Here is a 22,519-nt window from a genome sequence, read left to right as displayed (position 1 = left end):
GAGCGGATGAGTGCGTCGCAGGGGTTGATGGTGTGTTGGGTTGTGCTGGTTTTGTTGAGTGTGGGGACGGTGTTGGCGGGGGGCGCTGGTGTGGGGTGGGGGGTGTGGGTGTTGGCGGTTGGCAAGTCGTGGTTGATTGCGGATGGGTTCATGGAATTGCGGGATGCGCCTTGGGGGTGGCGGTGGGGGGTGTTGGGGTGGGCTTGGGTGGTGGTGGGGTGTGTGGGGGTGTTGGTTTGAATGTGGGAGAGGGCATATCCGTTTCTTCGGTAACGGCCACCTAGGGTTCCGCCCTTACGGCGGGTCACTTTTGAAAAGCCGGAATGCCGGCCCAGTCAAAAGTAAGCAAAACGCTCTTGCCCCAACACTCGGTACCTCGCCTAGGCTCGGTATGCCCGTAATCCGACAGTGATTTGGGGGGCCGCCTAAGATCAAAATCAAAAACAAAGCGCGGCGGCCTGGTAGCCGACCGGATCGTTGAGGCGTGGGCGTTCCCCCCTGGGCTGGCTTGCCAGCGATGGTCGTTAACGATGACGCGGGTAACCAGAATGCACGCGGCGCCCTCACGTTTTTTGCTGGCAAGCCCGCTCCAGCGGGCATTCGCAACGCGTGAATCATTGTTCAGCATGCCTTACGTCCCTGATGATTTTTCCCTGGTTCAGAGTAATAACCCGCCTTGCCATCGCTATAGTCTCAGGCCTATGTGCCACGAGTACGCGTGTCATTGACACATCTTTGATGGCCGCATTGACGAGCTTTTCATTCCACACATCGAGGTGGCTGGTCGCTTCATCCAGCACCAATAATTTGGGTGACCGGTAAAAAGCTCGTGCTAGCAGGACTCTCTGCTTTTGTCCCCCTGAGAGTCCTGAACCAATATCCCCTACAAGCGTGTTGTAACTCATAGGCATGCTCATGATTTCGTCATGGATGGCGGCCTGTTTTGCACTGTTAACGATTGCTTCATGGTCAGGTTGGGCGTCGAAAAAACTGATGTTGTCTGCGAGTGATCCAGTAAACAGTTGATCATCTTGCATAACCGTAGCAGTCATCTGGCGATAGTTTTTCAAACCTAGCTGTTCGAGTGGAACCCCGCCTACCAGTATGTCCCCTGAGGTGGGTTTCAAGAGTCCCAGCATCAGTTTCATCAATGTCGTCTTACCGCATCCTGAGCTCCCAGTAATCGCAAGGCATTCACCTGCCGAAATTTTCAGGCTGACATCATTTATGACGTCAGCCTCCTCTTCTGCGTACCTGAACGTCACATGACGTAGTTCAACCGTTGCAGGCAAACACTCAATATCCGCATCCAAGGTCTGCGCATCTTTTTCAGGGGCGGTTAGGAGGATATCCGCTACACGTTCGCCGTGAAGTCGCAACATCTTCAACTCGAATAGCTTGTCGACCAGTGCCGCAATGCGCTGACTGAACTGGTCTTTGTAACTGAGGAATGCGAAGAGCATTCCCACCGATAGCTTGCCATCCATGACGGCAAGCGCAGCTAGCCAAATTACAACAACCCTTTCACTGTTGAAGATCCATGCGTTGGCTGATTGGAACGAAATTGAAAGTCTCGAAACGCGTAATTCGGCGTTGAGTTGATCCGCCAGTCCGTTAACCCATGCCAGGCGCCGTTGCTCTTCGCATCCGAACAGGCGAATGCTCTGTATGCCTCTGGCAGTCTCGATAAACAAAGTGTGTTGTTTGGCTGTGTGCGAAATGTGGACTGCAGTAGCCTCGCTCTGTCTGCTGAATGCGTACCAGCGCAGAATCGTGTAGAAACCCACTGCCAATAGACATATGGCGGTGAGCCCTAGGCTGTAGAAGGTCATGAAGACAAGTGTAGTGATGACGAGAACTCCGTCGATGATGCCCTCGATCAGTTGCGTAGTGACGGTTCTCTGGATGACTTGTAGAGCGTTGAACCGAGAAGCTATATCACCCAAGTGACGTTTTTCGAACCAGGTCATGGGAAGCCGTAGCAGATGCGAAAATGCATTACCCAGCCACTGGTAATTCACGTGAGTGGAAAGCGCCGCCGTCATCCACGAGCGAAAAAATGTCAGGCTCGCCTGAAGCAAAATGAGCAGTAAGAATCCCATGCCGAGAACTGTCATTAACTGCCGATCACCTGCGGCGAGTACGTCGTCCACCACCCATTGCACGTAAAACGGAGCGGTCAACGCTATGGCTTGTAAAACCAGGCCTATCAACAGCAGTTTGCCGATGCCTGAATGCAGTCCCTCAACTTTGCCAAGCATGGACCTCAGTGGCGTTCGATTACCGTCATTTGAGGGGGTGAATAATTCTCCAGGTAAAAGCTCCAGCACCACCCCCGTGTAGTGCTCGGATACCTGAGCCATAGACATCCGCCTCACGCCACAGACGGGATCGTGAATCACCACACGCTTGGTTGAGACCTCTTTCAAGACGACGAAATGATTCATATCCCAATGCAAAATACAGGGAAGCCTCAAGCGAGATAGCTGTACCAGCTCCACGCGCAGAGGTCGTGACTGAAAGCCGATGTGCTGAGCAATGGATATCAGACTCTTGAGGGTCGAACCTTTCAGCGAGACACTGAATCGCAGGCGCAATGCAAGTAAGTCAGTGGTTTTTCCCCAGTAGGTCGCCACCATTGCCAGGCATGCCAGACCACACTCTGCGGCTTCAGATTGGAGTAAAACTGGAAGTGAGCGTCTATTGAAACGTCTTAACCAGGTCATATCAGTGCTCACGTGTCATGTTTGTTTGAGAACGGTGAAACACACGGTGCGTGTTGAGTATCCTTTCCGATTATTGGTTGTGCGGGTAAGGGTTGGTACGTGTGCTCTCTTTTCCAGTAGGTTATGTAAAAAAATCCTACAGCAATTAATGTGAGGCTTGAAAAGCAAGTAAATACTATCGCAAGGCGAGTCGGTCCAGAGGTTTGTATTTGTAGGAAGTCTCCTTGCAGGCGATGCGTTAAATATTTAAGTGCTTTCGCTCTGAATATAGGTGGTCTTTTTTTGTAGGTGTTTTCTGTAGTCATTTTGCTTTGGCTTTTCATAGTTCTGCCTTAAATAAAAAATTCATAATGTCTGTGTTGACTCTAATCAATCGCAATTCTTATAGTCAATCCGTTGGCGCCAAACAATTCTGAAAATTAACAGAGTGAGGATGTAGATATGAAAATCTATTTGCGTGGCCTGCCTGAAGGCCTCATTGGAAAGTCTGAATTGGAGTCGGAAACGTTGGAGTCTGCTTTTGAAGAGTATCCTGTTCTTGAGCTTTTTCAGCATGAAATAGAACAGGTGAGTGGTGGTGCATGCAATGCTAGAAGTTTTCGTGCGTGCGATGGTTGATTTGACTGATCTTTAATTAATGGTGAATCAGTAAAGACTGACTCGGCCCCGAGTTTCCTGGGGCTTGGGGACGAGTCAATATGAGTTTTTTATCGTGCAGGCAGGGCAGGATTTTATGCAGTTTGATTTTAAGGATGATCGATATAATCGACAGGAAAATATGCCTGAATGGGGGCAGGAGGGGCAGCGGAAATTGAAGGCTGCGTCTGTTGCAGTGATTGGTGCGGGTGGCGTTAAGTCAACCTTGCTCATGGCGTTGGTGGCGGGTGGAATAGGCAGGATCGGGATAATTGAGTTTGATAAAGTCGAATTGTCGAACCTGAACCGACAAGTTCTTTATCGAACCAATGATGTCGGGTTACCTAAGGGGATGGCGGCTCATAAAACGCTGACGAACCTGAATCCGGATATAACGATCGAGTTGATTGAGGAAAAAGTCTCCAGATCTAATATTGATAGGCTGCTCCAATCATACGATTTTATTGTTGAAGGGGGTGAATCCCCTGATGGGCGAAATGCGGTTAATGAGTATTGCCTTCGAAGAAACAAGCCTATGGTCCATGCGTCTGCCCAGTTTTCTTACGGCTATGTGTTCTCAATGCTGCCTTCAAGAAATAGCGCTTGTTTTGCTTGTTTGTTTCCTCGGGATCATTCTCGTGTTGAACATACAGGACCTGTTCCTGTGAATGTATTGTCTACATCAGTGGCGGGGACGCTGGGCGCAGCAGAAGTGTTCAAATGGTTTTTGGGTTATGAGGAAAAGATGTATTTTAATAAGCGGCTGACGTTTTCGTCACTTTTGTTGAGTGGCGTGTTTAGTGTCGATGAGGTGGCTAAAAAACGCGAATGTGAATACTGTTCCGTGTATACAGAAGAGAGGTAGATCCATGGAGTTTAAGCAGCCGTCATCCCAAGACGCGGTAGCGCTGTTAGCCTTTTTTAGTCAACTTGTTGAACGGGACCCCGAGCGGGTAGAGCGCCCCACGGATGTTCGATTGTTAAACCCTGACAAGGAAGCCATCTGGATCGGCAAGTTACTTGAAAAAGAGGCAGCGGGGGAAGCTATTGTTTTGTGTGTGTTGAATAAGGCGTCAGTGATTGTGGGACTAGGCGAGGTCGAGCGGCGGCCCCGGTGGATTGAGCGTCACGTAGCGGAAATTCGTTTCGGTTTGCTGCCTGACTACGCTGAAGAAGGACGTGAGTTGGTAAGACTCTTGGAAACGCGGGCAAAAGCCATCGGTATTGAGTGTCTGTACTACTTTCACCTGGCGACGCAATCCCAGGGCATAGCGGTAGTAAAAACATGCGGGTTTGAACTTGCCGGTACCTTGCCGGGGTATTACAAAAGAGAAAGTGGGTATGTCGACCGTGTTTTCTACACTAAAAACATAACCTGATCGGGTGCATGGTTTTCGTGCGCTTCGAGAGTGTACGTGTATACCATCGCCAATACCCCACCACCGCGATCAACAATTCTTGATCGCCATCAAGCAGTTTCCCAACCCCACCTTCCTATCATGGCCCCCGCCAAGCCATGAGGAAGACGACCATGTCAGAGACCTTCACCAAGGGCATGGCCAGGAATATCTACTTCGGAGGAAGCGTGTTCTTCTTCCTGATTTTCCTGGCCCTGACCTATCACACCGAACAGACCTTTCCCGCCCGCAGCAACGCCGACCAACTCACCGAGTCGGTGGTGCGTGGCAAGGGCGTGTGGGAGCGCAATAACTGCGTCGGCTGCCACACGCTGTTGGGCGAGGGCGCCTACTTTGCGCCGGAGCTGGGCAATGTGTTCCAGCGCCGGGGCGGTGAAGAAGGGTTCAAGCCGTTCCTGCACGCCTGGATGAAGATGCAACCGCTGGGCGTCCCGGGGCGTCGGGCCATGCCGCAATTCAACCTCAATGACCAGGAGGTGAACGATCTGTCCGAGTTCCTCAAATGGAGCTCGAAGATTGACACCAACAACTGGCCACCGAACAAGGAGGGCTGAGCCATGCGCAGCGCCAATCCCTATCTGAAATTCCAATCCCAGGCCGTGGCCAAACCCTACTTTGTGTTTGCGCTGATGCTGTTTGTCGGCCAGGTGCTGTTCGGGCTGATCATGGGCCTGCAATACGTGGTGGGCGACTTTCTGTTCCCGCTGATCCCGTTCAATGTGGCGCGAATGGTGCACACCAACCTGTTGATCGTGTGGCTGCTGTTCGGCTTCATGGGCGCGGCGTATTACCTGGTGCCCGAGGAGGCGGACCGTGAGCTGCACAGCCCGAAACTGGCGATCCTGTTGTTCTGGGTGTTCGCCGTGGCCGGGGTGCTGACCATCCTCGGCTACCTGCTGGTGCCGTATGCCGCGCTGGCGAAATTGACCCATAACGAACTGCTGCCGACCATGGGGCGCGAGTTCCTTGAGCAACCCACCATCACCAAGATGGGTATCGTGGTGGTGTGCCTGGGCTTTCTGTACAACATCGGCATGACCTTGCTCAAGGGTCGCAAGACCACGGTGAGCATGGTGATGATGACCGGGCTGATCGGCCTGGCGGTGTTCTTCCTGTTCTCCTTCTACAACCCCGGCAACCTGGCGCGGGACAAGTTCTACTGGTGGTGGGTGGTGCACCTGTGGGTGGAAGGCGTGTGGGAGTTGATCATGGGCTCGATGCTGGCGTTCGTGCTGATCAAGGTCACCGGCGTCGACCGCGAGGTGGTGGAGAAATGGCTGTACGTGATCATTGCCATGGCGTTGATCACCGGGATCATCGGCACCGGGCACCACTTCTTCTGGATCGGCGCACCGCAGGTGTGGTTGTGGGTCGGTTCGATCTTCTCGGCCCTGGAACCGTTGCCGTTCCTGGCGATGGTGATGTTCGCCTTCACCATGGTCAAACGCCGTCGGCGCCAACACCCCAACCGGGCGGCGACGTTGTGGGCCAAGGGCACCACGGTGACGGCGTTTTTCGGCGCCGGGGTCTGGGGTTTCCTGCACACCCTGGCACCGGTCAACTTCTACACCCACGGCACCCAGCTCACGGCGGCCCACGGGCACCTGGCGTTCTTCGGCGCCTACGCGATGATCGTGATGACCCTGATCAGCTACGCCATGCCGCGCCTGCGTGGCCTCGGTGAAGCGCCGGATGCGCGTTCGCAGACCATCGAGGTATGGGGCTTCTGGCTGATGGTGGTGTCGATGGTGATGATCACCCTGTTCCTCACCGCCGCCGGCGCCGTGCAGGTGTGGTTGCAGCGCTGGCCGGTGGACGGTGTGGCGCTGCCGTTCATGGCCACGGTGGAACACCTGGGTACGCTGTTCTGGGCGCGATTGGCCAGCGGCGTGGTGTTCCTGCTGGGGCTGCTCTGCTACCTGTACAGCTTCCGGCAACGGCGCGGCGTGGTTAGTGAGCCGGTCCCCGCCGTGTAGACAACAAGGTTAATCCCCAAGAGGGCGGCCCGGCTGATACAGCGGGCCGTTTTACGTTTGGAGCAATGACATGGGCTTTACCCTGGAACTTGAAGAGTGGGTCGGCAGTGCCTGGCACCGCTTTATCACACGCCGCGCCAGTGTGGATTTCCCCGAAGCGCGGGTTGCCCTGGCTGACCATCAACGCCGTGTGGCGCTGCTGTTCCGAGCCCTCGGTGGGGCGGGCGGCATCGTCGTGGAGGCGGCTGGCGAGCGTGACCTGTTGCTGCGGCGCAACCTGCTGATGCGCATCGCCGGCACCTGCAAGCAGGCGCCGCTGGCTACCTGTGACGGCAACCGCCTGCGCTTGCCGATCAGCCTGGCAGTATTTCCCGACCCGGTGCTGAATGCCGACTTGTACCAATGGTTGGCATTGCTGGCCGCCCACGCCGGTCCCATGACCCACTGGGCCCGCGACAATCAACGCTGGACCTGGCTGTTGCTGCAACGCTACCCGGCGATGCTGCCCCGTTATCGTCGCCTGGTGCATGCCCATCTGGAGTTGCGCCCCGACCCGGCGGGCCTCAAGCCCGACGAAGCGGCCCTGGAAAAAGCCTTGCGCAAGGCCCTGCGCGAACCCGGTAGCGTGCGCCAGCTGCCGCGCAGCGAGCGCGCCCCGTGGCCATTGCCGTTATGGCTGTACCCACCGCAGCAGTTGGACGCACCGCACAGCGCCGACCTCGACGACGAAGGTGACGATCTGTCGGCGCCGCCGGGCGCACAACAGGGATCACCCAAGCGCGCCACACGCCTGGATGACCAAGCCCGCGACGGCGGCCTGCTGGTGGTGCGCCTGGAAAACCTGTTCAGCTGGACCGAGCACGTCGAGCTTGACCGCTGGACCGACGACAGCCAGGACCCCGACGCCGCCCGCGTCGCCGAAGACCTCGACCACCTGAGCCTGTCGCGCCAGCGCGTGCGCAAGAGTGGCGGGCTGAAACTGCACCTGGACCTGCCGCCCGCCGATGTCGACGACATCCCCCTCGGCGAGGGCATCAAGCTGCCCGAATGGGACTACCGCCGGCAGTGCTTGCAGGACGCCTTCGTCAACCTGCAACTGATGCAACCGCGCGCCGATCAACCCCAAGCGCTGCCCACGCGCCTGCACGCCCAGGCCCAACGCCTGCGGCGCCAGTTCCAGCACCTGCGCACCGAGCGTCACTGGCAACGCCAGCAGCCCCAGGGCAGCGAACTCGACCTGCAGGCCTGGCTGGATTTCCATGTGGAGCGCCAGCACGGCGCCTGTGCCGAACGCGGGCTGTTCATTCAGCAGCGCCAAACCCACCGCGACCTGGCCTGCCTGCTGCTGGCGGACCTGTCGATGTCCACCGACGCCCATCTGAACGACACGCTAAAGGTCATCGACGTGATCCGCGACAGCCTGTTGCTGTTCGGCGAAAGCCTGGCAGGGGCAGGGGACCGCTTTGCGCTGTATGGGTTCTCGTCCCTGCGTCGGCAGCAGGTGCGCCTGCAGGTGATCAAATCGTTCCAACACCCCTACGATGACCGCACACGCGGGGTGATCCAGGCCCTCAAGCCGGGTTACTACACGCGCATGGGCGCCGCGATTCGCCAGGCCACCCACCTGCTAAGCGCCTGCAAGCAACGGCGAAAACTGCTGTTGCTGCTCACCGATGGCAAGCCCAACGACCTGGACCTCTACGAGGGGCGCTACGGCGTGGAAGACACTCGCCAGGCAGTGCTGGAGGCGCGACGCCAGGGCCTGGTGCCGTTCTGCATCACCATCGACAAGCAGGCCGGCGATTACCTGCCGTACATGTTCGGCGCCCATGGCTTCACGCTGATCCGCCAGTCGGCGCAGTTGCCCCAGCGTTTGCCGCAGCTGTACCGACAACTCACCGAGGGTCAGTAGATATCACGGGGCAACCAGAAGAACATCGCGATGCAGAACAGCACGAGGCCCACGCAGAACCACTGGAAACGGCTGAGCCGGCGGGCCTGGTTGCCGGCCTCGGCGCTCGGCAACGGCATGGCGCAGTGCTCGCAGGTGTCGCGCTCCACCGCATTGCGGTGCTGGCAATACAGGCAGGTCTTCACTCGAATTGCTCCAGGCGCAGGCGGTCGAGAATCGCGATCTGGCGAGCGTCCTGGGTGATGATCTGTTCGTCGATCAAGCGCCGGATAATCCGCGAGAACGTCTCCGGCTGGATCGACAAATGCCCGGCGATCAGTTGCTTGGCCATGGGCAGTTGGAAACGGTTTTCGCCGACCGGCAGGCGCATCAACTGGGTCATCAGGTAGCGCACCACGCGGTGGGTGGCGTTCTTCAACGACAGGGTCTCGATCTCGTTGACCCGCTGGTGCAGGCGCACGCACAGCGTGCCGAGCAGGGCGAAGGTCAGGCGGCTGTTGCTGTGCAGCAGGCGCATGTAGGTGGCGTTGGACAGCCGGTACAACTGGGTTGGGCACACGGCTTCGGCGCACGCCACATAGTTGGGCGTATCCATAAGCATCATCGCTTCGGCGAAGGTGTGGCGCTCGCCGACCACTTCGAAGACCTTTTCCTGGCCGTCCGGGGTCAAGCGGTAGATCTTCACTGCGCCGGCGATCACAAAGTAGAAGGCGTCCGCCGGTTCGCCCTGGCGGAACAAGGGTTGGCCCTTGTCGACGCTGAGCAACTGGCTGCTGCTCATCAGCTCGTTTAGTTGTAGCTCGTCCATGGGCTCGAACAGGTGATGACTGCGCAGGATCTGGTGATGGACGCGATGGAGCACCATCTTAACCTCGGGGCACACAGGGGCAGGGGCGTCGAGGTTAATCCGGTTGCCCTTGGCGCGGCTTGATCTGCGACAAGGGCAAGACGCGCGCGCAGGTGCACCATCGGCGCAGTGATACATTCAGGAGCCCTGCCATGCACGTACTGGATCGACGCAAGGCCATGTCGATTACCCCGTTGTTTCGCCTGGCCTTCCGGCCGTTTTTCCTCGGTGCCTGCCTGTTGGCCGCGCTGGCGGTGCCGCTGTGGCTGCTGGCCCTGGGCGGCATGACCGGCAGTTGGCAACCGGCCGGCGGCTGGCTGGCCTGGCATCGGCATGAACTGCTGTTCGGCTTTGGCCTGGCGATCATCGCCGGTTTCTTGCTGACGGCGGTGCAGACCTGGACCGGTCGCCCGGGGCTCAGCGGGGCACCCTTGGGCGCACTCGCGGCGCTGTGGCTGGCGGCGCGCGTAGGCTGGTTGCTCAACGTTCCCCTGCCATTGCTGGCGGTACTGGAACTGAGCTTCCCACTGGCCGTGGCGGGCGTGATGGGATGGACGCTGTGGCAGGTGCGACAGACGCGCAATTATCCGATTGTGCTGGTGCTGGTATTGCTGGCGGTGGCTGATGGCTTGGCACTGTATGACCAGGGCTTGCAGCGCCAGGCAGTGTTGACCGGCCTCTGGTTGGTGGCGGCGATGATGGGGCTGATCGGCGGGCGGGTGATCCCGTTTTTCACCCAGCGCGGCCTGGGTCGGGTCGCGGCGGTCAAGCCCTGGCCGTGGTTGGATCACCTGCTGTTGGGCGGTTCGGTGCTGGTAGCGTTGTTGTATGCCGGTGGGGTGGCCTTGTTGCCACGGGCCTGGATCGCTGTGCTGTTCGCGCTGCTGGGCGTGGGCCATCTGTTGCGCCTGGCGCGTTGGCATGCTCGCGGCCTGTGGCGGGTGCCGCTGCTGTGGTCCCTGCACCTGGCCTATGCCTGGCTGGCGCTGGCGTGCCTGGGCATGGCGCTGTGGCATTTTGGTGTGCCGCTCAACCCGAGCCTGGCGGTGCATGCGCTGACCATCGGCGCCATGGCCGGGTTGATCCTGGCGATGATTGCGCGGGTCAGCCTGGGCCATACCGGCCGGCCATTGCAGCCGCCCTCGGGCATGACCCTGGCCTTTGCACTGCTGAACCTGGCGTGTGGGTGCCGGGTGCTGCTGGTGCTGGTGTGGCCGGTGGCGGCGTTGTGGTTGGCGGCGCTGTGCTGGTCCAGCGGGCTGGGGCTGTACCTGTGGCGCTACGGGCCGATGCTGTGGCAGGCGCGTGTGGACGGGCATCCGGGTTAGGAGAGATCCATGTATTCAGTGCTATTGATGGTTCATCTGCTGGCGGCCATCGCGTTTATCGGCACGCTGTTTTTTGAAGTGGTGATCTGGCACAGCGCCCGGGAGGAGTTGGCCTGGTCCGCGCAGTTCACCTGCGACCAGGCGATTGCCCGGCGCTCGCGGCGGGTGTTGCACGGGGTGGTGGTCGTGCTCTATGGCGCGGGCCTGGGGCTGGCCTGGCACTACTGGGGCATGCCGTGGAGTGGTCGTTTTGCGTGGCTGCTGAGCCTGAAAATCCTGCTGGCCCTGAGCATCATCGGGCACTACCTGCTGCTGGCGTACTGGCTGGGTAAACAGCTTCTGAGTGCCAAGCGTGCGCTGTGGATTCGGCGCAGCATCCTCGCGCACATGGTGCTGATCGTGATCATCGCTAAATCGTTGTGGTAAGCGGTATGCGGCGTCATGCCGCGGCCGATTGTTGATCGCGGTCAAGGGATAACGGTGCGCCAGTTCCCACACTGTGGCGAACTTTCTGGAGGACCGCCCCCATGCCCCTGTCCCTTGCGCAATTGCGCCGCAACTACACCCTTTATGGCCTGCGCGATGACTGCCCGCAGGCCGACCCGCTGGAGCTGTTCGGTCAGTGGCTGGAGCAGGCCCGCAAGACCGAAGTGCCGCCCGCCGAGGCCAACAGCATGGCCCTGGCCACGGTGGACGGCCAGGGGCATGCCCACTGCCGCATCCTGCTGCTCAAGGGCTTCAGCGCCGACGGGTTTTTCTTCTTTGGCAATTACCAGAGCGCCAAGGGCCATGAACTGGCGGACAACCCCCATGCTGCCATGACGTTCTTCTGGCCGGGGCTGGAGCGCCAGGTGCGTATCGAAGGCCCGGTGGTGAAGGCCGATGCCGAGCTGTCGGACGACTACTTCGATGCCCGCCCGGCCGCCAGCCAGTTGGGCAGTTGGGCCTCGCCCCAGAGCCAGCCTCTGGCCCATCGCAGTGAGTTGGAAGGGCGCCTGCGCGAGGTCACCGAGCGTTTTGCCGGGCGCCAGCCGCCCCGGCCCGAGCACTGGGGCGGCTACTGCCTGCAACCCCAACGTATCGAGTTCTGGCAAGGCCGGCCGGACCGCTTGCACGACCGCCTCGACTACCGCCTGCATGACGCCGGGTGGCAGCGCACGCGCCTGGCCCCCTGACGGCATACCTCCTTCGAGGAATAGGCCCTGCGCCCGATGCGGCGCAGGCTGGATGCATCTTTTCAACGCCTGGAGCCTGGATCATGGCCCATCTGACCCAACGCAGTTTCGTTTCCTTGAACATCGCGGTGCTGACCATCAGCGACACCCGCACCTACGACACCGACACCTCCGGCGACACCCTGGTGGACCGCCTGCAACGTGCCGGCCACATGCTGATCGACCGTGGCATCGTGATGGATGACATCTACCAGATCCGCGCGCGCGTCTCGCAATGGATCGCCGATCCCCAGGTGCAAGTGGTGCTGATGACCGGTGGCACCGGCTTCACCGCGCGTGACAACACGCCCCAGGCGGTGTTGCCGCTGCTGGACAAACAGGTGGACGGCTTTGGCGAGTTGTTCCGCCAGGTATCGCTGGCGGAAATCGGCATGTCGACCCTGCAATCCCGAGCCCTGGCCGGTTTCAGCAACGGCGTGCTGGTGTGCTGCATGCCCGGTTCGCCGGGGGCCTGTCGTACTGCCTGGGACCAGATCCTGGTTGGCCAGTTGGACAGCCGTACCGGCCCGTGCAATTTTGCGCCGCACCTCAAGCCGCAACTCGATCAGATACTCGCTGCTTGTGAGGCACGCTCATGAGTCCCTGCGACAGCGGCGACCTGCTGCCGGTGGAGGAGGCCATCGAGCAGTTGCTGGCCCAGGCGCCGCCACCACCGGCCACCGAAATGATCGCGTTGGCCCAGGCCCTGGGCCGGGTGACCGCCGAAGAGGTGTTCTCGCCCCGCGACCTGCCGGGCTGGGACAACAGCGCCATGGACGGCTACGCCCTGCGCGCGTTTGACGTGCCGGAGCAGGGCGGCTACCTGGAAGTGGTCGGGCGGATCGCCGCCGGGCACAGCACGGATGTGCCGTTGCAGCCCGGGCAAACCGTGCGCATCTTCACCGGCGCGCCGCTGCCGCCGGGTGCCGACAGCGTGGTGCCGCAGGAGCGCTGCCGGGTATACGGCCAGCGCATCTGGTGCCCGCCGTTGCGGCTGGGCGAACATGTACGCAAGCGCGGCGAAGAGCTGCAACGCGGGCAACGGGTACTGAGCGCCGGCAAACGTCTGCGCGCCCAGGAACTCGGCCTGTTGGCAGCGGCAGGCATCCCCCGCGTCAAGGTCTACCGGCCACTGCGCGTGTGCCTGCTCAGCAGTGGCGATGAACTGCGCGAGCCGGGCGAGTCGCTGGCGCCGGGGCAGATCTACAACAGCAATCGCTACCTTGTGGCGGCGTTGCTGCGCGGCTGGGGCGTGGAGGTACACGACTACGGCGTGATGGCCGACGCCCTGGCGGCCAGCCGCGATGCGTTGGCGCTGGCCTCGTCCGAGTGCGACCTGCTGCTGACCACCGGCGGCGTGTCGGTGGGCGAAGAGGACCATCTCAAACAGGCGATCCAGGCACTCGGCAAGGTTGAATTCTGGCGCCTGGCGATCCAGCCCGGCAAACCCCTGGCGTTCGGCCAAGTGGCCGGCAAACCCTGGATCGGCCTGCCGGGCAACCCCACCGCCGCGCTGGTCACCACGCTGATCGTGGTGCGCCCGTTCCTGCTGCGCGCCCAAGGCGTGGAGCGGGTGTTGCCGGTGCCTGTCAGCGTGCCGGCGGCCTTCGAGTGGCTTAAATCCAACAAGCGCCGCCAGTACCTGCGTGCGCGCTTGAGCCCCGACAGCGATGGGCAGCTGCGCGCAATCCTGCACCCCCAGCAAAGCTCGGCGATGCTTGCCGCCGCCTGCTGGGCCGATGGCCTGGTGATCATCGAGCGCGAGCAGCAGGTGCTCAAGGGCGCCGCCGTGCCGTTCCTGTCGTTTGCCGATTTTCAATAAGGAGCCACCATGCAACTGGTCTGTCCGGCAGGCAACCTGCCTGCGCTGAAAGCCGCCGTGCGCCAAGGTGCCGACGCGGTGTACGTGGGTTTTCGCGATGACACCAATGCCCGGCATTTCGCCGGGCTGAACATGGACGACAAACAGTTCGACGCCGCCGTCGCCCATATCCGCCAGCACCAGCGCAAGCTCTACGTGGCGGTCAACACCTACCCGCAGCCGAAGATCTGGTCGCGCTGGCAGCGCGCCGTGGACCGTGCCGCCGACCATGGCGTCGACGCGCTGATCGCCGGTGACCCCGGTGTGCTTGGCTATGCCGCGCAACGTCATCCACAGCTGGCGTTGCACCTGTCGGTGCAGGGCTCGGCCACCCATGCGGCGGCGTTGAAATTCTATGTGGAGCGCTACGGTATCCGGCGCGCCGTGCTGCCACGGGTGTTGTCGTTGGCCCAGGTCAAGCAGGTGGCGGCCAGCGGCACGGTGCCCATCGAGGTGTTCGGTTTTGGCAGCCTGTGCATCATGGCCGAAGGGCGTTGCCATCTGTCCTCCTACATTACGGGTGAATCACCCAACCTGTGCGGCGTGTGTTCGCCGGCCAAGGCGGTGCGCTGGAGCGAAGATGCCGACGGCCTCAGCGCCCGCCTGAGCGAAGTGCTGATCGACCGCTACACCCCGGACGAACCCGCCGGCTACCCGACCCTGTGCAAGGGCCGCTTCCTGGTGGGCGGCAAGCGCTTCCATGCGCTGGAAGAACCCACCAGCCTCGACACCCTGGACCTGCTGCCCGAGCTCAGTGCCATCGGCGTGGAAGCGGTGAAGATCGAAGGTCGGCAACGCAGCCCGGCCTATGTGGAGCAAGTCACCCGCGTGTGGCGCGCCGCCCTCGACGCGCACCGCAGCAGCCCGGCCCATTTCGCGGTCAAGGACCAATGGCGCCAGGTGCTTGCCGGGCTTTCCGAAGGCAGCCAGACCACCCTGGGGGCTTACCATCGTGCATGGCAATGAGGACACACAGATGAAGCTCAGCCTGGGACCGGTGCTGTTTTATTGGGACAAGGAACAATTGGGGCGCTTCTACGCCGACATGGCGGCCTTGCCCCTGGACGTGATTTACCTGGGGGAAACCGTGTGCGCCAAACGCCGCGCGCTGAACCTGGATCAATGGCTGGGCCTGGGCCGTGAGTTGCAGGCGTGCAGCCCGGCGCAGATCGTGCTGTCGAGCCTCACCCTGATCGAAGCCGCCTCCGAACTCTCCAGCCTGCGCCGCCTGTGCGACAACGGCGAGTTGCTGGTGGAGGCCAACGACATGGGCGCCGTGCAGTTGCTGATCGAGCGCAAAGTGCCCTTTGTCGGTGGCCCGGCGCTCAACCTCTACAACGGCCACGCGCTGGTGCAGCTGCTCGACGCAGGCATGCAACGCTGGGTGCCGCCAGTGGAATGCTCCCACGGCCTGATCGCCGATGTGCTGGAGCAGGTCCGCGAACTGGGACGGCCGCTGCCCGAGGTGGAGATCTTCGCCTACGGCCATCTGCCCCTGGCGTATTCGGCGCGCTGTTTCACCGCCCGTGCGGAAAACCGGCCCAAGGACGACTGCCAGTTTTGCTGCATCAACTACCCGGATGGCATGGCGTTGACCAGCCAGGAGGGGCAGGCGCTGTTTACCTTGAATGGGATTCAGACGATGTCCGCGGACGTGACCAACTTGCTGGCGGACTACCCCGGCTTGGTGGCCTGTGGCGCCGACCTGTTGCGCCTGAGCCCACGGGCCGAGGGTATGACCGAGGTGGTGCGTGCCTTCGACCAGGTGCGCCAGGGTGCCACGCCACCGTTGCTGGTGAGTGGCTGCAACGGTTACTGGCATGGGCAGGCGGGGATGTTGCGGGTCGAGGAGGTGGGGTTGTGTTGAATCACAAGCAATGGTTGCTCAAGGGTGCTGACCGGGTGTTGCCGCTGATTCGCCTTATGCCTTTCGCGGTGCAGCGCCTGGCGTTGCAACAGGGGCTCAACCGCTGCCTGGCCGAGCCGCTGCGCGACGGTGGTTTTGACCTGCTGCGCGGGCGCTGGCTGTGCCTGCGCATTCCGGACCTGGGCTTGTGCTGGTACCTGACATTGGCGCGGAACGGGTTGCGGATTGCGCCGAAGGCGCAGGCCCAGGTGACCATCAGCGGCAATTGGCGCGAGTTCTTGTTGCTGGCCAGTCGACAGGAAGACCCGGATACGTTGTTCTTCCGGCGGCGCCTGGTGATCGAAGGGGACACGGAGCTGGGGTTGGGCTTGAAGAACCTGATTGACAGCCTCGACCCGGATGTCTTGCCGCCCTGGTTGTGGCGCAATCTTGAGCGGGCGGGGCGGGGGCTTGCGACCTGACGGCATCCGAGCGCCGGGGTTTGGGATATGCCTCGCTGGGGTTATCACGGTGCGCATATCCGTTTCTTCGGTAACGGCGGCTATTGGTTCCGCCCTTACGGCGGCTCACTTTTGAACAGCGCAAAAGTAAGCAAAACGCTCTTGCCCCAACACTCGGTACCTCGCCTAGGCTCGGTATGCCCGTAATCCGACAGTGATTTGGGGGGCCGCCGCCACGCGCCATCCATGGCGCGGGGCGGCTAAACCGGCATCCCTGCCGGTTTACCCCCCAAATCCCTGCCGAATTCCGGCCAGCGTGTTTGACGGGGCGCCTAAGATCAAAATCAAAGCGCGGCGGCCTGGTAGCCGACCGGATCGTCGAAGCGTACGCGCTCCCCTGTAGGAGCTGGCTTGCCCGCGAAGGTCGTTAACGATGACGCGGGAAACCAGAATGAACGCGGCGCCCTCACTGGTTTCAGGGCTGCTTCGCAGCCCAACGCGGGGCAAGCCCGCTCACCACAGTAAGTGGGTTACACAGAACAAAAAACGTATCTACGATGCGCAGCGAGTCGCTCTTGATCTTGATCTGGGGCGCCCCGTCAAACACGCTGGCCGAACGCAGGCTTGAATCCGTGGGTAACCCGGCAGGACGCCGGGTTAGCCGTCCTGGGCCAAGGATGGCCCATGACGGCGGCCCACGGATTCAAGCCGGAGTGCGGGCACACCGAGCCTAGGCGAGGTGCCGAGTGTTGGGGCAAGAGCGTTTTGCTTACTTTTGCGCTTTTCAAAAGTGAGCCGCTGTAAGAGCGGAACCGTCAGCAGCCGTTACCTAAATAACGGATATGTACTCACACCCCTCAACCTCAAAAAAAACTCACCCCACCTGCCTCAAATGCTCCATCGCCCAAACCGCCGCCTCCACCCGCGACCTCAACCCCAGCTTATGCAGCAAATTCTTCACATGCACCTTCACCGTCCCCTCGGTAATCCCCAACTTATGCCCGATCACCTTGTTGCTGTAGCCACTGGCAATCGTCTTCAACACCTGCCGCTCCCGCTCAGTCAATTCCACCGCCGCATGGGGCTGCGGCGAGCGCAACGCCTGGGCCAGGACCCTGGTCAGGCCAGGGCTGATCACCAAAGCGCCATGCAACGCATCACGGATAAACTCGACCACCAATTCCGGTTCCATGTCCTTGAGCAGATACCCATTGGCATCCAGGCGCAGCGCATCGCGAATATCGTCTTCAGCGTCGGACACGGTAAACAGCAACACCTTGCCCGCGTAGTCCATGGCCCGCAGGCGACGCAGGGTTTCCAGGCCGTTCATGTGCGGCATGTTGTTGTCCAGCAGTACCAGGTCCGGTTGCAGGCTGGCGATCTGGTCGAGGGCTTCCTGGCCGTTGCCGGCCTCGCCGACCACGTGCAGGTCGTCTTCCAGTTCGAGAATCTGGCGCATGCCGTGGCGCATCATCGGGTGGTCGTCGACCAGCAGGATCCGGTGGCGAAGAGGGACGTTCATGAGGTGCTGCCTTGTAGGGTGTGGCCGAGGAATTCCGGCTGGAAACGTAATTGCACGCGGGTACCCTGGGGCTCGCGTGGGCTGATCTCAAGCTGGCCGTGCAGGCTGCGGGCGCGTTCGTCCATGATGGTCAGGCCGTGGTGTTCGCGCTGGTCGACGGCGCCGCAGAAACCCCGGCCATCGTCTTCGATACTCAAACTCACGGTCTCGCCGACCTGGCGCAGCTGCAGCCAGGCATTCTGCGCATGGGCGTGACGCAGGCAGTTGGACAGCGCCTCGCGGGTGATCTGCAGCATGTGAATCTGCTCGCTGGCCGACAGCTGGAAGGCCAGGGCGTCCACGTGCAAGTGCACCTGGAATTCGCCACGCCGGGAGAATTCTTCGGCGGTGTCCTGCAGCTCCTGCACCAGCCCGGCATCGTGGATCTGCAGGCGGAAGGTGGTGAGCAATTCGCGCAGTTGCCGGTAGGCGTTGTTGAGGCCGTCGCGCAGTTCGCTGGTGACGGTGGCCAGGGTTTCGACTGGCTCGCCACGGCGGATCAGGGTTTGCATGCGGCTCACTTGCAGCTTCATGTAGGACAGCGCCTGGGCCAGGGAATCGTGCAGTTCGCGGGCGATGATGGTGCGCTCGTCGAGCAGCAACAGGCGGTGGTCCTGCTCGCGCTGGCGCTTGAGGGACAGTGAGGTGCCGATCAGGTTGGCCAGGGCCTGGATCAGCTGTTTTTCCCAGTCCTGGGGCGGGTGGCCGTCGAGGAAGTGCGCCTTGAGTTCGCCCAGTTCAGTGCCCTGGTTGCTGATGCTGAACACCTGTGGCGGCGCGGCCTTGTGCTTCTGGCAGGTGGCGCAGTCGCCGATGGCGCACACGTTGCGGCTGTTCTCGCCGTGCAGGGCCAGCATCTGTTGGGCCGGGGCAAGGAAGTGACCTTGCAGGCACAGCGACAGGCGCAGGCCCGGCAGGCGTTTCTGGAAGCGCCGGATCAGTTCATCCAGGCCCTCGGCATTGGCCAGGCGCGTGGCCAGGCTGCGGCTGCTCTGGTAGAGCAATTCGAGGGCGGCGTTGGCCTGTTGCAGGTTGAGGGTCTTGAGTTGTACCTGGGTTTCCAGGGTGCGATGGGAGGCCTCGATGGTCTCGGCCATGGCGTTGAAGCTCAGGGCCAGTTGGCCCAGTTCGTCCTCGGAGCGGTGGTTGACCCGGGTCTTGAAGTCGCCGTCGCGAAAACGCCGGGTGGCGTGCACCAGTTCCTCCAGCGGGTTGACCACGCCGTACTGCAACTCGTACAGACCGAGCAACAGGATGATCAAGGTGCTGAACAGCGCCAGGCCCTGGATGCCTTGCTGCCAGCTCTGTTTCTGCTCGCTCTGTTGCTGCAACAGGCTGACGAACTGGTTCAGTTGCTCGACGAACGCCGGTGCGCGGGCCTGGAACACGTCGGCGTCACCGCGAATCACTGCCGGGCCCAGTTCGCTGTCCCAGCGTTGGCGGATCTGCTGGTAGCTCTGCAACAGGGCGCTTTGCGGGCCGTCTTCCAGCGCCGCCTTGAGCGAGGGGCTGTCGAGCCGGCGTTGCAGGCTCTGGCTGACCTCGGCGACTTCATCCGCGCGCGCGCTGGCCGCCAGCTTCCAGCTGAGGTGGTAGGTCTCCATGCGCACCGAGCCTGCGGTGTTGATCGCCGCAGCGTCGCCCTGGCTGAACCAGGCGATCAGCCCGGCGCTGAGGGAGCTGGCCAGGGCCAGGATCGCGATGAGGATCACCGCCACGCCGGCGCGGGCGGGCAGGGAACTGCGCAGCCAGTCAAGCATGACGGTGCAGTCGGAGTGGAGGGCAGAGCAGCATGGTCGCACCTGGAGCGGGAAAGGGGGTTGTCGATGGCCTTCCCTGGCGCACTACCTCTAAAGAATTGCCGGCGAACCCTCCCACGGACAAAAGCCGGCACAAGAGAGCAATCCATTGATAAATAAAGGTTTTCTCTTGTTTTGGTGACTACCTCCTTGGAGGTAGACGGGGCGAGCATAGCCCCATACCCACCCGGCGGACGTTGACCTGGGTCAAGTTCCACCCAAGTGCCGCCCCTAACCTGCGCCCATGGAATCACTTTCTGGAGCGCATACCGTGACTCAACCCCGTATAAGACAAGGCTTGGTGCTGGGCATGAGCACCCTGGCCTTCACCGTCTGCTTTATGGTGTGGATGATGTTCGCCGTGCTCGGCGTGCCCATCAAGGAGCTGCTGCAACTCAACGAAACCCAGTTCGGCCTGCTGGCCGCCACCCCGGTATTGACCGGCTCCCTGGTGCGCCTGCCGCTGGGCCTGCTCACCGACCGTTTCGGCGGGCGCATCGTGTTCTTCCTGCTGATGCTTGCCTGCGTGTTGCCGCTGTACCTGATCACCTACGCCACCGCCTACTGGCAGTTCCTGGTGCTGGGCCTGTTTGTCGGCCTGGCCGGCGGCTCGTTTTCGGTGGGCATCGCCTACGTCGCCAAATGGTTCGACAAGCACAACCAGGGCTTCGCCATGGGCGTGTTCGGCGCCGGCAACGCGGGGGCGGCGGTGACCAAGTTTCTCGCGCCGGGCCTGATCGCCCTCGGCACCTGGCACCTGGTGCCCAAGGTGTTCAGCGCGATCCTGTTTATCACCGCGCTGCTGTTCTGGTTCCTCACCAGCGAAAACAAGGCCCACCGCAGCGCCGGCGGCGCCACCTTGCGCCAGCAGTTGCTGTGCCTGAAAGACCCGGCCGTGTGGCGCTACTGTCAGTACTACTCGATTGTGTTCGGCGGCTATGTGGCGCTGGCGCTGTGGGTGACCAAGTACTACGTGCAGGAATACGGTTTCAGCCTGCAAAGCGCCGCGCTGCTGGCCGCGTGTTTCTCGCTGCCGGGTGGTGTGCTGCGCGCCGTGGGTGGCTGGATGTCCGACCGCTGGGGCGCGCAGAGCGTGACCTGGTGGGTGCTGTGGGTGAGTTGGGTGTGCCTGTTCCTGCTCAGCTACCCGCAGACCCAGTTGCAGGTGATGACCGTCAACGGCCCGCTGGATTTCCACATCGGCCTCACCCCTGCGCTGTTCACCGTGCTGCTGTTCGTGATGGGCATCGCCTTCGCGTTCGGCAAGGCCTCGGTGTTCAAGTACATCGCCAATGACTACCCGCACAACATGGGCGCGGTGTCCGGCATCGTCGGCCTGGCCGGCGGCCTGGGTGGCTTTGTGCTGCCGATCATGTTCGGCGCCCTGGTGGACCTCACCGGCGTGCGCTCTTCCTGCTTCATGTTGATGTACGGCGTGGTCTGGGTGTCCCTGGCCTGGATGTACTTCAGCGAAATCCGCAAACAACCGCTGCTCGGCAAGCCCGCGCTCCAAGGAGAATGATCATGTCCATTGCGCAAAAGCCCACCTCGGGCCCGGTGATCCATGACTGGCGCCCCGAAGACCCGGCGTTCTGGGGCGCCAGCGGCAAGAAGACCGCCACCCGCAACCTGTGGATCTCGATCCCCGCGCTGTTGCTGGCCTTTGCCGTGTGGATGGTGTGGAGCACGGTGATCGTGCGCCTCAACGCCATCGGCTTCAGCTTCACCACCGACCAGCTGTTCTGGCTGGCGGCACTACCGGGCCTGTCTGGCGCGACGTTGCGGGTGTTCTACTCGTTCATGGTGCCGATCTTCGGCGGGCGCCGCTGGACCGCCCTGAGTACCGCGTCGTTGCTGCTGCCGTCGCTGTGGATGGGCTTCGCGGTGCAGGACCCCAACACGCCGTACAGCGTGTTCGTATTGATCGCGTTGCTCTGCGGTTTCGGCGGCGGCAACTTCGCTTCGAGCATGTCCAACATCAGCTTTTTCTACCCCAAGGCGCAGCAGGGCACCGCCCTCGGTTTGAACGCCGGCCTGGGTAACCTGGGCGTGTCGGTGATGCAGTTCTGCGTGCCGCTGGTGATTACCTTCGGGGTGTTCGGCCTGATGGGCGGGCAACCGCAAACCCTGGCGGACGGCAGCCAGCTGTGGCTGCAGAACGCCGGTTTCATCTGGGTGCCATTCATCCTCACCGTCACCGTGGCCGCTTGGTTCGGCATGAATGACCTGTCCAGCGCCCGTGCGTCGTTCAGCGACCAGGCGGTGATCTTCAAACGCAAGCACAACTGGCTGATGTGCTGGTTGTACCTCGCGACCTTCGGTTCATTCATCGGTTTTTCGGCGGCGTTCCCGCTGCTGATCAAGACCTCGTTTCCCGAGGTGGTGGCGCTGAAATTCGCCTTCCTCGGCCCGCTGGTGGGCGCGCTGGTACGCCCGCTCGGCGGCTGGCTGGCGGACAAATTGGGCGGTGCGCGGGTGACCCTGTGGAACTTCGTGCTGATGATCGTGATGGTGTTCGGCGTGCTGCACTTTCTGCCGCAGAACGGGCAGGGCGGCAGCTTCTACGGCTTTCTCGGCCTGTTCATGCTGCTGTTCATTACCACCGGCATCGGCAACGGCTCCACCTTCCGCATGATCCCGGTGATCTTCCGCACCCTTCACGAGAAGGCCAGTGCCGGTAAACCCGCTGCGGTGCGTGAACAGGCCCTGAAGGACGCCGGCAAGGAATCGGCTGCGGTGCTGGGGTTCAGCTCGGCCATGGGCGCGTTCGGCGCGTTCTTCATCCCTAAATCCTTCGGCAGTTCCATGGCCGCCACCGGCAGCCCGGCCATGGCCTTCTACATGTTTGTCGGTTTCTACCTGAGCTGCATCGTCGTGACCTGGTGGTGGTACGCCCGCAAGGGCTGCGCCACACCCTGCTAGTCCGACCTGAAT

At 61.5% G+C, this 22,519-nt stretch carries 23 protein-coding genes; 17 read left to right on the top strand and 6 right to left on the bottom strand.

Features of this window, described 5'->3' with window-relative positions; translation table 11 throughout:
• Positions 1 to 6: 6 nt before the first annotated feature.
• Positions 7 to 240 carry a cytochrome C oxidase subunit IV family protein gene (locus tag BLR69_RS08330; protein ID WP_071493252.1) on the top strand — a complete coding sequence of 78 codons (234 nt, stop codon included), beginning with the start codon at positions 7 to 9 and terminating at the stop codon, positions 238 to 240.
• Between the two features lie 64 nt (positions 241 to 304).
• Here the strand turns inward: BLR69_RS08330 and BLR69_RS08325 are convergent, their stop codons facing one another.
• The gene (locus BLR69_RS08325; RefSeq protein ID WP_076955275.1) at positions 305 to 628 is read right to left on the bottom strand and encodes a hypothetical protein; all 324 of its coding nucleotides are present in this window, start codon (positions 626 to 628) and stop codon (positions 305 to 307) included.
• Positions 615 to 2,726, bottom strand: a complete 2,112-nt coding sequence (locus tag BLR69_RS08320; RefSeq protein WP_071492606.1) for a peptidase domain-containing ABC transporter — start codon at positions 2,724 to 2,726, stop codon at positions 615 to 617. The genes BLR69_RS08325 and BLR69_RS08320 overlap by 14 nt, the downstream gene beginning before the upstream one ends.
• A gap of 441 nt (positions 2,727 to 3,167) precedes the next feature.
• On the opposite strand from BLR69_RS08320, the gene BLR69_RS30715 reads away from it, so the two are divergent.
• The 6 genes from BLR69_RS30715 (at position 3,168) to BLR69_RS08290 (ending at position 8,668) form a co-directional block, all read left to right on the top strand.
• Positions 3,168 to 3,344: a hypothetical protein gene (locus BLR69_RS30715; RefSeq protein WP_156790784.1), complete on the top strand. Its 177-nt coding sequence runs from the start codon at positions 3,168 to 3,170 to the stop codon at positions 3,342 to 3,344.
• A 94-nt stretch (positions 3,345 to 3,438) separates the two neighbouring features.
• Entirely contained in the window at positions 3,439 to 4,227 is a 789-nt protein-coding gene (locus BLR69_RS08310; RefSeq protein WP_071492608.1) for a HesA/MoeB/ThiF family protein, read from the top strand.
• A gap of 4 nt (positions 4,228 to 4,231) precedes the next feature.
• Positions 4,232 to 4,741, top strand: a complete 510-nt coding sequence (locus tag BLR69_RS08305; RefSeq protein WP_071492609.1) for a GNAT family N-acetyltransferase — start codon at positions 4,232 to 4,234, stop codon at positions 4,739 to 4,741.
• Between the two features lie 152 nt (positions 4,742 to 4,893).
• Complete coding sequence (locus tag BLR69_RS08300; protein ID WP_071492610.1) at positions 4,894 to 5,334, top strand: c-type cytochrome; 441 nt, start codon at positions 4,894 to 4,896, stop codon at positions 5,332 to 5,334.
• A 3-nt stretch (positions 5,335 to 5,337) separates the two neighbouring features.
• Positions 5,338 to 6,756, top strand: a complete 1,419-nt coding sequence (locus tag BLR69_RS08295; protein WP_071492611.1) for a cbb3-type cytochrome c oxidase subunit I — start codon at positions 5,338 to 5,340, stop codon at positions 6,754 to 6,756.
• A gap of 70 nt (positions 6,757 to 6,826) precedes the next feature.
• Entirely contained in the window at positions 6,827 to 8,668 is a 1,842-nt protein-coding gene (locus BLR69_RS08290; protein WP_071492612.1) for a nitric oxide reductase activation protein NorD, read from the top strand.
• Here BLR69_RS08290 and BLR69_RS08285 read toward each other — a convergent pair.
• Together BLR69_RS08285 and BLR69_RS08280 are read right to left on the bottom strand one after the other, a co-directional pair.
• On the bottom strand, positions 8,662 to 8,853 hold the full coding sequence (locus tag BLR69_RS08285; RefSeq protein ID WP_071492613.1) for a protein DnrP: 192 nt from the start codon (positions 8,851 to 8,853) through the stop codon (positions 8,662 to 8,664). The genes BLR69_RS08290 and BLR69_RS08285 overlap by 7 nt on opposite strands.
• Complete coding sequence (locus tag BLR69_RS08280; protein WP_071492614.1) at positions 8,850 to 9,533, bottom strand: Crp/Fnr family transcriptional regulator; 684 nt, start codon at positions 9,531 to 9,533, stop codon at positions 8,850 to 8,852. The genes BLR69_RS08285 and BLR69_RS08280 overlap by 4 nt, the downstream gene beginning before the upstream one ends.
• 134 nt (positions 9,534 to 9,667) lie before the next feature.
• Here BLR69_RS08280 and BLR69_RS08275 point away from each other — a divergent pair, with 134 nt between their 5' ends.
• The 8 genes from BLR69_RS08275 to ubiT all read left to right on the top strand — a co-directional run bounded on the left by BLR69_RS08275 (position 9,668) and on the right by ubiT (position 16,246).
• Positions 9,668 to 10,843 carry an NnrS family protein gene (locus tag BLR69_RS08275; RefSeq protein WP_071492615.1) on the top strand — a complete coding sequence of 392 codons (1,176 nt, stop codon included), beginning with the start codon at positions 9,668 to 9,670 and terminating at the stop codon, positions 10,841 to 10,843.
• Between the two features lie 9 nt (positions 10,844 to 10,852).
• On the top strand, positions 10,853 to 11,269 hold the full coding sequence (locus BLR69_RS08270) for a hypothetical protein (RefSeq protein ID WP_071492616.1): 417 nt from the start codon (positions 10,853 to 10,855) through the stop codon (positions 11,267 to 11,269).
• Positions 11,270 to 11,370: 101 nt separating this feature from the next.
• Positions 11,371 to 12,018 (top strand): pyridoxamine 5'-phosphate oxidase, encoded by a 648-nt coding sequence (gene pdxH / locus BLR69_RS08265; protein WP_071492617.1) that lies wholly within the window; start codon positions 11,371 to 11,373, stop codon positions 12,016 to 12,018.
• Positions 12,019 to 12,101: 83 nt separating this feature from the next.
• Complete coding sequence (moaB, locus tag BLR69_RS08260) at positions 12,102 to 12,656, top strand: molybdenum cofactor biosynthesis protein B (RefSeq protein ID WP_071492618.1); 555 nt, start codon at positions 12,102 to 12,104, stop codon at positions 12,654 to 12,656.
• Complete coding sequence (locus BLR69_RS08255) at positions 12,653 to 13,879, top strand: molybdopterin molybdotransferase MoeA (RefSeq protein ID WP_071492619.1); 1,227 nt, start codon at positions 12,653 to 12,655, stop codon at positions 13,877 to 13,879. The genes moaB and BLR69_RS08255 overlap by 4 nt, the downstream gene beginning before the upstream one ends.
• Positions 13,880 to 13,888: 9 nt before the next feature.
• Positions 13,889 to 14,884 carry a ubiquinone anaerobic biosynthesis protein UbiU gene (gene ubiU / locus BLR69_RS08250; RefSeq protein ID WP_071492620.1) on the top strand — a complete coding sequence of 332 codons (996 nt, stop codon included), beginning with the start codon at positions 13,889 to 13,891 and terminating at the stop codon, positions 14,882 to 14,884.
• A gap of 10 nt (positions 14,885 to 14,894) precedes the next feature.
• The gene (locus BLR69_RS08245; protein WP_071492621.1) at positions 14,895 to 15,785 is read left to right on the top strand and encodes a U32 family peptidase; all 891 of its coding nucleotides are present in this window, start codon (positions 14,895 to 14,897) and stop codon (positions 15,783 to 15,785) included.
• On the top strand, positions 15,779 to 16,246 hold the full coding sequence (gene ubiT, locus BLR69_RS08240; protein WP_071492622.1) for a ubiquinone anaerobic biosynthesis accessory factor UbiT: 468 nt from the start codon (positions 15,779 to 15,781) through the stop codon (positions 16,244 to 16,246). Before BLR69_RS08245 ends, ubiT begins: the two co-directional genes overlap by 7 nt.
• 853 nt (positions 16,247 to 17,099) lie before the next feature.
• Here the strand turns inward: ubiT and narL are convergent.
• Positions 17,100 to 17,747 (bottom strand): two-component system response regulator NarL, encoded by a 648-nt coding sequence (gene narL, locus BLR69_RS08235; protein WP_058427558.1) that lies wholly within the window; start codon positions 17,745 to 17,747, stop codon positions 17,100 to 17,102.
• On the bottom strand, positions 17,744 to 19,546 hold the full coding sequence (locus tag BLR69_RS08230; protein ID WP_071492623.1) for a HAMP domain-containing protein: 1,803 nt from the start codon (positions 19,544 to 19,546) through the stop codon (positions 17,744 to 17,746). Before BLR69_RS08230 ends, narL begins: the two co-directional genes overlap by 4 nt.
• Positions 19,547 to 19,856: 310 nt before the next feature.
• Here BLR69_RS08230 and BLR69_RS08225 point away from each other — a divergent pair, with 310 nt between their 5' ends.
• Together BLR69_RS08225 and BLR69_RS08220 are read left to right on the top strand one after the other, a co-directional pair.
• A complete protein-coding gene (locus BLR69_RS08225) occupies positions 19,857 to 21,107 on the top strand; it encodes an MFS transporter (protein ID WP_076955266.1) in 1,251 nt (416 codons plus the stop codon).
• Between the two features lie 2 nt (positions 21,108 to 21,109).
• Positions 21,110 to 22,507, top strand: coding sequence for a NarK family nitrate/nitrite MFS transporter (locus BLR69_RS08220; protein ID WP_071492625.1), 1,398 nt, complete (start codon positions 21,110 to 21,112; stop codon positions 22,505 to 22,507).
• Positions 22,508 to 22,519 lie beyond the last annotated feature (12 nt).

Origin of the sequence: Pseudomonas azotoformans (assembly GCF_900103345.1) — a bacterium.
In the GTDB taxonomy this organism is placed as follows: domain Bacteria; phylum Pseudomonadota; class Gammaproteobacteria; order Pseudomonadales; family Pseudomonadaceae; genus Aquipseudomonas; species Aquipseudomonas azotoformans.
The sequence above is the reverse complement of the archived record's forward strand: the minus strand, read 5'-3'. Positions and strand labels throughout refer to the sequence as shown.

Coding starts and splice junctions, on each gene's coding strand:
- BLR69_RS08330 (WP_071493252.1), top strand. CDS start 7: ATGAGTGCGTCGCAGGGGTTGATGGTGTGTTGGGTTGTGCTGGTTTTG.
- BLR69_RS08325 (WP_076955275.1), bottom strand. CDS start 628: ATGCTGAACAATGATTCACGCGTTGCGAATGCCCGCTGGAGCGGGCTT.
- BLR69_RS08320 (WP_071492606.1), bottom strand. CDS start 2,726: ATGACCTGGTTAAGACGTTTCAATAGACGCTCACTTCCAGTTTTACTC.
- BLR69_RS30715 (WP_156790784.1), top strand. CDS start 3,168: ATGAAAATCTATTTGCGTGGCCTGCCTGAAGGCCTCATTGGAAAGTCT.
- BLR69_RS08305 (WP_071492609.1), top strand. CDS start 4,232: ATGGAGTTTAAGCAGCCGTCATCCCAAGACGCGGTAGCGCTGTTAGCC.
- BLR69_RS08300 (WP_071492610.1), top strand. CDS start 4,894: ATGTCAGAGACCTTCACCAAGGGCATGGCCAGGAATATCTACTTCGGA.
- BLR69_RS08295 (WP_071492611.1), top strand. CDS start 5,338: ATGCGCAGCGCCAATCCCTATCTGAAATTCCAATCCCAGGCCGTGGCC.
- BLR69_RS08290 (WP_071492612.1), top strand. CDS start 6,827: ATGGGCTTTACCCTGGAACTTGAAGAGTGGGTCGGCAGTGCCTGGCAC.
- BLR69_RS08280 (WP_071492614.1), bottom strand. CDS start 9,533: ATGGTGCTCCATCGCGTCCATCACCAGATCCTGCGCAGTCATCACCTG.
- BLR69_RS08275 (WP_071492615.1), top strand. CDS start 9,668: ATGCACGTACTGGATCGACGCAAGGCCATGTCGATTACCCCGTTGTTT.
- BLR69_RS08270 (WP_071492616.1), top strand. CDS start 10,853: ATGTATTCAGTGCTATTGATGGTTCATCTGCTGGCGGCCATCGCGTTT.
- pdxH (WP_071492617.1), top strand. CDS start 11,371: ATGCCCCTGTCCCTTGCGCAATTGCGCCGCAACTACACCCTTTATGGC.
- moaB (WP_071492618.1), top strand. CDS start 12,102: ATGGCCCATCTGACCCAACGCAGTTTCGTTTCCTTGAACATCGCGGTG.
- BLR69_RS08255 (WP_071492619.1), top strand. CDS start 12,653: ATGAGTCCCTGCGACAGCGGCGACCTGCTGCCGGTGGAGGAGGCCATC.
- ubiU (WP_071492620.1), top strand. CDS start 13,889: ATGCAACTGGTCTGTCCGGCAGGCAACCTGCCTGCGCTGAAAGCCGCC.
- BLR69_RS08245 (WP_071492621.1), top strand. CDS start 14,895: ATGAAGCTCAGCCTGGGACCGGTGCTGTTTTATTGGGACAAGGAACAA.
- narL (WP_058427558.1), bottom strand. CDS start 17,747: ATGAACGTCCCTCTTCGCCACCGGATCCTGCTGGTCGACGACCACCCG.
- BLR69_RS08230 (WP_071492623.1), bottom strand. CDS start 19,546: ATGCTTGACTGGCTGCGCAGTTCCCTGCCCGCCCGCGCCGGCGTGGCG.
- BLR69_RS08220 (WP_071492625.1), top strand. CDS start 21,110: ATGTCCATTGCGCAAAAGCCCACCTCGGGCCCGGTGATCCATGACTGG.